Origin of the sequence: Corynebacterium sp. S5S1 (assembly GCF_001913985.1) — a bacterium.
GTDB lineage: Bacteria > Actinomycetota > Actinomycetes > Mycobacteriales > Mycobacteriaceae > Corynebacterium > Corynebacterium marquesiae.
In genome coordinates, this window is record NZ_MKXT01000070.1 from 1 (window position 1) to 3053 (window position 3053).

The 3053-nt window shown below is 32.6% G+C and carries 5 protein-coding genes; 4 read left to right on the forward strand and 1 reads right to left on the reverse strand.

Annotated elements, in window-relative coordinates; genetic code table 11:
- The first annotated feature begins 105 nt into the window (after positions 1 to 105).
- From BKN05_RS11910 to BKN05_RS11925, 4 genes are all read left to right on the forward strand, one after another.
- Positions 106 to 489, forward strand: a complete 384-nt coding sequence (locus BKN05_RS11910) for a plasmid mobilization protein (RefSeq protein ID WP_002498952.1) — start codon at positions 106 to 108, stop codon at positions 487 to 489.
- Positions 471 to 1301: a relaxase/mobilization nuclease domain-containing protein gene (locus BKN05_RS11915; protein WP_286688731.1), complete on the forward strand. Its 831-nt coding sequence runs from the start codon at positions 471 to 473 to the stop codon at positions 1299 to 1301. Before BKN05_RS11910 ends, BKN05_RS11915 begins: the two co-directional genes overlap by 19 nt.
- The gene (locus tag BKN05_RS11920) at positions 1294 to 1803 is read left to right on the forward strand and encodes a DUF334 domain-containing protein (RefSeq protein ID WP_240640089.1); all 510 of its coding nucleotides are present in this window, start codon (positions 1294 to 1296) and stop codon (positions 1801 to 1803) included. Before BKN05_RS11915 ends, BKN05_RS11920 begins: the two co-directional genes overlap by 8 nt.
- A 361-nt stretch (positions 1804 to 2164) precedes the next feature.
- Positions 2165 to 2476, forward strand: coding sequence for a hypothetical protein (locus tag BKN05_RS11925; RefSeq protein ID WP_002498949.1), 312 nt, complete (start codon positions 2165 to 2167; stop codon positions 2474 to 2476).
- 20 nt (positions 2477 to 2496) lie between these two features.
- On the opposite strand, the gene BKN05_RS11930 is transcribed toward BKN05_RS11925, so the two are convergent.
- Positions 2497 to 3053 (reverse strand): YiiX/YebB-like N1pC/P60 family cysteine hydrolase (locus tag BKN05_RS11930; RefSeq protein WP_286688732.1); only part of this gene is annotated, 557 nt, incomplete at its 5' end.

The following is a 3053-nucleotide window of genomic DNA, read 5'->3' on the forward strand; positions in this document are numbered from 1 at the left end:
ATACGACGCTTGCCAAACCACTTTATTACTTGATAAAATTTAGGTTATGATTTAAGCTAAATTTGTATTAAGTAATAATTTTCGAAGAAAGCGTGGTGGGATTAAATGAGCGAACAAAACACATTTGTGGCTAGCGACGAAACTGTTGGGCGAAACCGTAAACCCAACCGTAAGGAGCCAAAACAAATTAGTTTTCGTGTGAGCGAATCCGAATATTTAAAGTTAAGGCAATCTGCGGAAACTTTAAATATGAGTGTGCCTGCTTTCGTAAAGAAAAAGGCACAAGGCAGTCGATTAGTCGCACCAAAATTTGATAAAGAAACGCGACAATCGATTGCTAGAGATTTAAGTAAGTTAGGTGCAAACGCCAATCAGATTGCTAAATATTGTAATAAACATCAACATGAAGCACCCAATTACATAGCGTTAGAACATAATATCAATGAGTTACGTGAAAGGCTTGATGAGATATGGCAACAACTAAATTAGGTAATACCAAATCGGCAAGTCGAGCAATCAATTACGCAGAAAAGCGAGCAGAAGAAAAAGATTATGCAAAATCATCGTTTAAGCAAACACGAGCTTTATATGGCAAAGAGAATGGTGTTCAAGCACATACAGTGATTCAATCGTTCAAGCCTGGCGAGGTAACGCCAGAGCAATGTAATCAATTGGGTTTAGAATTGGCAGAAAAGATTGCACCTAATCATCAAGTAGCCGTCTATACGCACGCAGATACAAATCATGTACACAATCATATTGTGATTAATTCAATTGATTTAGAAACTGGGAAAAAATATCAAAGCAATAAAAAGCAAAGAGAGTTCGTAAAACAAAAAAATGATGAAGTATGTAGAGAACATGGATTGTCTGTACCTGAACGCAACGCAACAATGCGATATACTCAAGCCGAAAAAGGCTTAATTGAAAAAGGTAAAAGCTCTTGGAAAGACGAAATTAGAGATGCGATTGAACAATCACAAGCGACAAATTTTGAGGAGCTTGAGAGAGAGTTGAACCAATTAGACATCACAATCGATCGTGTCACAAACAAAACAATCACTTACAGACACTTGAAAGAAAATAAAAAAGTGAGAGGTAAAAATTTAGGTGAACAATTCGATAAGGGGGCATTAGAAAATGAGTTTGCGGTCGCAAATGAACGGAGAGAATTCGAGCAACAATTATCAGAATACGAACCAAGAGAAAGTGAGTACAGACCAAGAGATACAGAAAAAAATATTAAACGTCCTAAAGAACTTAGAGTCCAATCACGAGAAAACGACTTTGAACTTGAGTGATGAAGACAAGCTATATATATCACGAATGACCGATCAGATAAAACGCTCGAATACGCATGAGATTAAAGTAAATATTGAGACAGATGATAATCTAAGCGAATTTATTAAACAAAAAATCGATGAGAAATTTGATGAAAAAATACCTAATCTTCGTACAAAGCAAACAATGGAACAATTCAAATGGTCTTTGATGAGAATTGAGGATAAACAAGAAATACTCGATGACAATATTGAAAGTGTTCACAAATGGGCGACTTACTTTAAGTCAGCGTTGATGTTGACACTATTTGCCGTTTTATTGATTAGCGTTGTCGCTACATTCATGGGTGGTTTATTCAATGTTTTAGGATTTGACCACATGTATAAAGGTCTAGAATATCAAATAAAGCACTCAGAAGGTTTTGTAGCATTTTTATGGCATTTAGGATACTTGATACCTTATTTACTATTAGCGACGCTGATATGGCTTATATTGGCTTTAGAACACAAATATAGATATTAACACGCATTTATGCCGAGAAAATTTATTGATGTTGAGAAGAACCCTTAACTAAACTGTATCGACGAATGTCGGCATAGCGTGAGCTATTAGGCCGACGAGTCGACAGTTTTGGGGTTTGTTAAGGGTTCAGAGGCTCAACGTCAATAAAGCAATTGGAATAAAGCAAAAATTTATACAATTTCAAATAGGAGGTTTTCATGTGATAAAAGAGTTATTTTTAAGTGTATTGTTTTTTATTGTTATTATTTTGATCTTAACGTTTTCAGATTATATATTTTTAAATGATATCAATACTTTAAAAAATATATTGGCAACAATGGCTATAACAATATTTATTATGTGTGTTATAGGGAGGGATTAAATGAAATTAAAAAAAGTAATAGTTACTATTATGTTTTTATTAGTAATAATATTTTCTTTAAATATTATTATAAGATTTCAGTATACGGAAAGTAAGGTTCGCTCATATTTGGTTAACATTGAGAAAAAACCTAAAAAAATTGAATTAAAAAAAAGAATTGGGAATTTACCAGGATATAGGAATTATTTAATAGAATATAAAGAAAAAGATACTACGAAGTACTACTATTATGACTATAAAGCAAAGCAAGTGAAGGGAGAAGAGCAAATAATAAATGGTTATTCTAAAGATTTAAAGACTAAATCTCAATAGATTTAGTCTTTATTTTGTAACTACCATTTATTATCTACGAATTTAAAACCATTGTGCTTAACATCTTGTTTATTAACAAATGCATATGGGGCTACAATACTTGGTGGTAACCAAACTCCATGCTCGGGGATCATATATTGTTTTCCAGCTTTGTAATAGGAATACCATACTATTTCGCTGCAATAGGTTTTTTTGATATTTTTAGGATTTGGTGTAACCTTATATGGTATTTTTTTGCCTTTAAAATATTTAACGGCGTTGTTTGCAGCTTTATTTCCTAGACTAGAATTTTTTGGTCGTGTTACTTTTGTTTTAGGATAGCTTTTAATCCATTTTTTCACTGACATTACTCTTGGATAATGGTGAACTCTAGGAGTGTCTAGAACTTTTCCATTACCTATGTATATACCGTTATGTCCTGTAAGACCACTTGCACTAGTACTTCTAGTTGTTAAGACATCACCTTTTTTATAAGTAAGAGCAAAAGTTTGATTGTGGTTACTAACAATTGCAAGAATCATAGCAAATGATGTGATAAATAAAATTTTTATGAATATATTATTTCTATTCATATATT